Source organism: Corynebacterium gottingense, from assembly GCF_003693265.1.
Taxonomy (GTDB): Bacteria; Actinomycetota; Actinomycetes; order Mycobacteriales; family Mycobacteriaceae; genus Corynebacterium; species Corynebacterium gottingense.
Genome location: NZ_RDRE01000039.1, coordinates 1 through 6,657, shown reverse-complemented (window position 1 = coordinate 6,657; position 6,657 = coordinate 1). Strand labels below are relative to the sequence as shown.

4 protein-coding genes are annotated in these 6,657 nt (G+C 67.4%); 2 read left to right on the top strand and 2 right to left on the bottom strand.

Annotated features, from left to right (window positions below; all coding sequences use genetic code 11):
* Positions 1–182 precede the first annotated feature (182 nt).
* Positions 183–1,709 carry an adenylate/guanylate cyclase domain-containing protein gene (locus EAW56_RS10720; RefSeq protein ID WP_095553289.1) on the top strand — a complete coding sequence of 509 codons (1,527 nt, stop codon included), beginning with the start codon at positions 183–185 and terminating at the stop codon, positions 1,707–1,709.
* A 120-nt stretch (positions 1,710–1,829) separates the two neighbouring features.
* On the opposite strand, the gene EAW56_RS10715 is transcribed toward EAW56_RS10720, so the two are convergent.
* On the bottom strand, positions 1,830–2,603 hold the full coding sequence (locus EAW56_RS10715) for a hypothetical protein (protein WP_122086513.1): 774 nt from the start codon (positions 2,601–2,603) through the stop codon (positions 1,830–1,832).
* Positions 2,604–5,516, bottom strand: a complete 2,913-nt coding sequence (topA, locus tag EAW56_RS10710) for a type I DNA topoisomerase (RefSeq protein WP_167457430.1) — start codon at positions 5,514–5,516, stop codon at positions 2,604–2,606. It lies immediately after the preceding gene.
* A gap of 261 nt (positions 5,517–5,777) precedes the next feature.
* Here topA and EAW56_RS10705 point away from each other — a divergent pair, with 261 nt between their 5' ends.
* Positions 5,778–6,410, top strand: coding sequence for a DedA family protein (locus tag EAW56_RS10705; protein WP_341867424.1), 633 nt, complete (start codon positions 5,778–5,780; stop codon positions 6,408–6,410).
* Positions 6,411–6,657: the final 247 nt, after the last annotated feature.

The following is a 6,657-nucleotide window of genomic DNA, read 5'->3' as shown; positions in this document are numbered from 1 at the left end:
CCTTTCTGCGCTTGTGTAGTGGAATAGCCATCCGGCTATTCCACCGCTGTAGGCGTCCAAAAAGCTACTAGACATCCTGTCCAAAAACCTCCTGGACTCCTTGTCCAAAAAGTCCCTAGACATGACAGCTCTAGCCTACTAGTTCGCCCCCACAACCACGATGAACGCTAAGGTGATAGGTCATGGAGAGATTCTGGCACGGACTGCGTTGGGTGTGGGGCACCTCATGGCCCCTGTACGCCGCAACCGTGCTTGGCACCAACGTGCTCGGCGCCGCCGCAATCATGTTGTTCATCAGGTACTTCATCCCCATGCCGGAGACCGATGAACTGGCGCTGCACAGCTCCACGCTCGGCCTGATCGGGCTGGTGTACGTGGTGTTCGCCGTGATCGTGGGCATGGTGGTCACGTTCTTCCTCTTCCGGCCCGTGCTGGAATGGCAGCGAAGCCCCGAGGACCACGACCCAAACATGGTGCGCCACCTGGTGCTTCGTCTGCCGGTGTTGCAGACGATGATCGTGGTGGTGGTGTGGCTCATCGGTATCGCCATCCTCGCCGTGATCACCGCGCGCACGAGCGGCCCGTTTGCGCTGGTCATTTTCATCGCGACCTCCATGGCCTGCTTCGTTACCGCCGTGCTCACCTACCTGCAGGCTGAGCGCCTCGTGCGGCCGATCGCCGCCACCGCGCTCGCGCGCCGCTTCGAGGACTCCACGCTGGAGCCGCCGATCAAGCAGCGCCTGTACATGACGTGGTTCACCACCTCCGCGGTGCCGATTCTGGGCATCGTCCTGCTCTTCGTTGCGCAGGCGCGCGGCTTCTTCACCGATACCCCGGGCGAGCTCGGGCCAGCCGTCTTCGCGCTCGCCATCTCCGCCCTGGTCACGGGCGCGTTCGGCACCGCGTTTGTGATCATGAGCGTGGTCGACCCAATCAAGGAGCTGCAGGACGCCATCAACAGCGTGCGCCGCGGCGAGACGAATACGCAGGTGGACATTTACGACGGCTCCGAAATCGGCGTCCTCCAGGCCGGGTTCAACGAGATGATGCGGGGCTTGCGCGAACGCCAGCGCGTCCGCGACATCTTCGGCCGCTACGTGGGCAGCGAGGTCGCCCAGAAGGCACTCGAGGAAAAGCCGGAGCTGGGCGGCGAGGACCGCAAGGTCGCCGTCGTGTTTGTCGACGTCGTCGGCTCCACCACCTTTGCCGTCGACCACACCCCCGAGGAGGTCGTCGCGGCGCTGAACAAGTTCTTCGAAATCGTCGTCGAGGTCGTCCACCGCAACAAGGGCGTGATCAACAAGTTCCAGGGCGATGCGGCGCTCGCCGTCTTCGGGGCCCCAGTTTCGCTTCACGACGCCACCTCGCACGCCCTCCAAGCAGCCCGGGAACTCCGCCAGGAGCTCGGCGGGCTGGAGCTCGAAGCCGGCGTGGGCGTCGCCTCCGGCCACGTCGTGGCGGGCCACATCGGCGGCCACGACCGCTTCGAGTACACCGTGATTGGCGACGCCGTCAACGCCGCCGCCCGCCTCACCGAGCTGGCCAAGGGCGTCCAGGGCCGGGTACTCACCAACGCGTCGACCCTGCGCGCCGCCAACGAGGTCGAGCAGCAGCGCTGGACCCTCATGAAGTCGGTCGAGCTGCGCGGCCGTAACAAGATGACGCAGCTGGCGCGCCCAGTGCGCTCCACCATGGCGGACCAGTACTAGGCAGGTTGTTGCTTGGGGGCTGCTGGGCCCCACAAATGACGAGAGTGCGTAAAATTTCCCGCACCCAGCCCTATTCCCCCAGGTCGCCCCCTCCCGGCTCCCCCGCGCCGAGCAAATCTGTCACTGTCGGTCCGGCGCAGTGAGCCCGTGGACGAGCAGCAGCTGGCCGATCGACCCCGCCCAGGAGACCGCGGCGCGCGTGCCGCGCTCACCAAGCCACGCCGGGAAGCCCGCGGCGCGGCACACCCGGGCAGCCAGGCCGGAGTTGGTGAGCAGGCGCAGCCCCTCGGCGGCAACAAGGAGGTTCGCGCCGTGGCTTAACCCCTCGCGGGCCGGGTCGATGGTGGTCGCGTTCGCGTCGGCGCGGAAGGCCGGGTCGTTCGCCAGCGCGGCCGTCGCCACCACGGCCGCGCCGCCGATCAGCGTGGCGGGCAGCAAGCGGCGGTCCGCCCGGGCCGCGACCACACCACCAGCGGCGACGACGCCAGCGGCCGCAGCGGCGCCGCGCTTCCCCACCGTCGCGCCGCGCTGCACGAGCCGCGGGATATAGCCGGCCTGCGCGCCGACCAGGGCCGCAACGCCGAGCGCCGACGGGCGCGTCGGGGCGCGGTGCTGCTCGAAGACGGCGACGGCGGAGGCCAGGACGGCGCAGGTCAGGACAGCGTCGGCGCCGGAGGCAGCGCCGCGTCCGCCCTCCCGGTGCAGCGGCACCGCGGCGAGCGCGACGCGGGAGGCCGGCTCGGCAACACGCGCAGCCCTGCGTGAACCGGCGAGGTGTGCGATGCCGGCGGCGTCCGCGCACCCGGCCCACGCGAGGCGGGCTGGGATGGGGTTGGTGTGGGGAAGCAGGGCGTCGACAAGCGCTTCGGCGCCCCGGAGCGTGCGGGTGAACATTTACTTCTTCCTGGAGCCGGCCTTGACCACGCGCTTGGTGGTCTGCGTGGGCTTCTTCACCGTCTTCTTCGCGCGCTTAGTCGCCTTCTTCTTGGTGGCCTTCTTCTTCGTGACCTTCTTCTTGGTTGCCTTCTTCGGGCCCTCTTCGGCCTCGCGGGCGCGGCGGGCGGAGAGCAGCTCATTTGCGCGCTGGTCGGTGACCGTCTCCGGGGTGTCGCCGCGCTGCAGCGACGCGTTGGTCTCGCCGTCGGTGACGTACGGGCCGAAACGGCCGTCCTTGATGGTCATGGGTTTGCCGGAGACGTCGTTGTCGCCCAGCATCTTCAGCGGTGGCTTCGCGGCGGCGCGGCCGCGGCGCTTCGGCTCCGCGTAGATGCGGCGGGCTTCGTCGAGGGTGATGCTGAAGATTTGGTCCTCGCTGGCCAGGGAACGCGAGTCCGTACCCTTCTTCAGGTACGGGCCGTAGCGGCCGTTCTGCGCGGTGATGACCTCGCCGTCTGCCGGGTCCGTGCCCACCTCGCGCGGGAGGCTCAGCAGCTTCAGCGCTTCTTCGAGCGTGACCGATGCCGGCTCCATGTCCTGGAACAGGGACGCCGTGGCGGGCTTGAGTTGCTCGTCCACCAATTCGGCCAGGCGCTTTTCTTTCTGCTTCGCCGCCGTCTTGGTCTCCCAGTTCTTCTTGCGCTTGCCTTCTTCGGCGCGCTGGGCGTCCTCCTCGGCGCGCTCGGCCGCGATGACCTCCTCGGCGTGGGCCTCGGCGGTGGCGCGCTCGTCGTCACGCACAAGCTCGGTGACGTACGGGCCGTAGCGGCCCTCCTTGGCCACCACGGTGCGGCCGTTGGCCGGGTTCTCCCCCAGCTCGCGGCCGGACTGCGGGGTGGCGAAGAGCTTCTCCGCCATGTCGAGCGTGATGCCGTCCGGGGTGGAGGCCTCCGGCAGGTTGGCGCGCTGGTAGTCCGGCTCGCCGTCGGCGGTCACGCCCACCTGGCGCTCGATGTAGGGACCGTAGCGGCCGACGCGCACGTTGATGTCGCGACCCTCGGCGTCCTCGAAGAGCTTGAGCGAGTTCACCTGGCGCGCGTCGATGCTTTCCAGGTTGGCCTCGATGATGTGTTTGAGCCCGCCGCGGCGCGCGACGGCCTCGGCCATGTTCTCGTCCGCCTCGGCGTCGCCGAAGTAGAAGCCGGTGAGCCACTCGGTGCGGTCCTCGTTGCCGTGCGCGATCTCGTCCAGCTCGTCCTCCATGGAGGAGGTGAAGTCGTAGTCCACCAGCGCGTCGAAGTTGTTCTCCATGAGCCCGATGACGGAGAACGCCACCCAGGTGGGCACGAGCGCGTTGCCGCGGGTAACCACGTAGCCGCGGTCCTGGATGGTCTTGATGATGCTGGCGTAGGTGGACGGGCGGCCGATGCCCAGGTCCTCCATCTTTTTGACCAGGCTGGCCTCGTTGTAGCGCGACGGCGGGTTGGTGGTGTGCTCGTCGGCGCTGAGCTTCGTCGCGTCCAACACGTCGCCCTTGGCCAGCTGCGGCAGGTGCGTCTCCTTGTCGTTGGTGTCGGAGTACGCGCGCAGCCAGCCCGGGAAGGTAATGGTGCGGCCGGTGGCGGTGAACTCGGCGCGCTCGCCGCTTTCCGCCTCGCCGGCGACGGTGACCTTGGTGGAGTTGCCGCGCGCGTCCGCCATCTGCGAGGCCACGGTGCGCTGCCAGATCAGCTCGTAGAGCTTGAACTCCTCCGCGTCCAGCGACCCGCCGAGCTGGCCGGGGGTGGCGAAGCGCTCACCGGCGGGGCGGATCGCCTCGTGCGCCTCCTGCGAGTTCTTCACCTTACGGTCGTAGGTGCGCGGGGACTTGGAGACGAAGCTGTCGCCGTACAGTTCGGTTGCCGCGGAGCGCGCGGCCTGCAGGCCCTGCTTGGACAGGGAGGTCGAGTCCGTACGCATATACGTAATGTGGCCGTTTTCGTACAGGCGCTGCGCGATGCGCATCGTGCGCGCGGACGTGAAGTGCAGCTTGCGCCCTGCTTCCTGCTGCAGGGTCGAGGTCATAAACGGCGCGTGCGGGCGGCGGGTGTACGGCTTTTCCTCCACTGCGGTGACGCGCGTGGGGCGGTCGCGGAGGCCGTCGGCAAGCGAATTGGCCTTTTGCTTATCGACGACCACCGCCTCGCCCTTCAGCCGCCCCCGATCATCAAAGTCGCGGCCCTGCGCCACGCGCTGCCCGTCGAGCGTGGCCAGCTTCGCGTCGAACTCGGTCTTCTCGCCCTGCTGCGGCAGCAGTGACGCGGTGATGTCCCAGTACTCGGCGGCGATGAACGCCATGCGCTCACGCTCCCGCTCCACGATGACGCGGGTGGCCACGGACTGGACGCGGCCGGCGGACAGGCGCGGCATGACCTTCTTCCACAGCACCGGCGAGACCTCATAGCCGTACAGGCGGTCCAGGATGCGGCGGGTCTCCTGCGCCTCCACCAGGTCCATGTCCAGCTCGCGGGTGTTTTCGGCGGCCTCGCGGATCGCGGACTCGGTAATCTCGTTGAACACCATGCGCTCCACCGGGACCTTCGGCTTCAGCGTCTCCAGCAGGTGCCACGCGATCGCCTCGCCCTCGCGGTCGGGGTCTGTGGCGAGCAGCAGCTTGTCCGACTCCTTGAGCTTGGCGCGCAGGTCAGCGACCTTCTTCTTCTTGTCCGGGCTGACCACGTAGATCGGCGAGAATCCCGCCTCCGGGTTCACGCCCAGCTTCGCCCACGGCTCCTTCTTGTACTTCGCGGGGATGTCGGCGGCGCGGCCCGGCAGGTCACGGATGTGGCCGACGGACGCCTCGACGATGTAGTCGTTGCCCAGGTACTTCTGGATCTTCTTCGCCTTCGTCGCCGACTCCACGATGACCAGGGTTTTGCCGTTTCCCGCCACGCTTTGTGACACCTCGCTCTATTTACTCGATTCGCACCTATATATATGTACTGATGTGATACATGCGCTTTCTCGCAGTATATGCACACACCCGGCGGGCGCGCCTAAACGCCGAATCTCAAACACCAACATTTGTAGCAGACCCGAGATCTCGCAGTCCCCGGCGCATGCGCGTATCGTAGCGGGGAGCATACGGCAGCGCCGCGCCCATCGCACCGCTGCGGCAAGCCAGTGACCAGGCGTTTTGAGAGGAGGAACCCCATGGAGATGTTCGATCCGTTCATCAACTTCCTCCACATGCTCATGGGCACCCCAATGTTCTACCCCCTCGTCACGGTGCTCATCGTCGCCGACGCCCTCGCGCCGATCGTCCCGTCCGAGTCCGTGCTGAACCTGGCCGGGGCCTTCGCCGGCTCGCAGGGCGTGCCCGATGCGACGGCCGTGATCGTCGCCGCGATCATTGGCGGCATTATCGGCGACAACATCTGCTTCGCCCTCGGCGGCCGCCTCATCGGTTATGTCGAGCGGCTCGACGCGGAGTCCAAGGCCGGGCAGGCGATCCTCTGGGTGCGCCGCAACATGAACCGCGGCGCGGGCGCCACCATCATCGTCGCCCGCTTCATCCCCTGGGCCCGCTGGGTAGCCACGATCGTGCTCGGCTCGGTGCGCTTTAACTGGTTCGCCTTCGTCATCTACGACACGATCGGCGTCATCGTCTGGGCCATCCTCTCCGTGGGCATCGGCTACGCCGGCGGCGCGCTGTTCTCGGATTTCCCGCTGCTCGGCATGGTTGTGGGCGTGCTGCTCGGCTCGCTCGTCGGCTTTGGCGTCCAGAAGCTGCAGGGCAAGCTGTTCGACTGGCGCGACGAGCGCCGCGGCGAGTCCTCGCTGTAGGGCTGTAGGGAGGGGCGCCTGCGCTCGCCGGGGCAACAGGGCGGCCAGCCCGCGGCGACGGCGGGGACAGCGCTCTCGACACCCAGATGACGAGAACTGGTTGACGAGGATGCGACAAAGAGGGACCGCGGACAAATAGTTGGAGTGTCCCCGGGGGCGGAGAGGGTTTCTGATGTCCGCGCATTTTCCCCGTGAGATCCGGGAGCAAGCAGTTGATAAGTTTCTTGAAGGCATGCCGTACAAGCGC

What these genes read in the sequence shown, in the direction of transcription:
- EAW56_RS10705 (WP_341867424.1), top strand. Translation starts at nt 5,778, where the DNA reads ATGGAGATGTTCGATCCGTTCATCAACTTCCTCCACATGCTCATGGGC.
- EAW56_RS10715 (WP_122086513.1), bottom strand. Translation starts at nt 2,603, where the DNA reads ATGTTCACCCGCACGCTCCGGGGCGCCGAAGCGCTTGTCGACGCCCTG.
- EAW56_RS10720 (WP_095553289.1), top strand. Translation starts at nt 183, where the DNA reads ATGGAGAGATTCTGGCACGGACTGCGTTGGGTGTGGGGCACCTCATGG.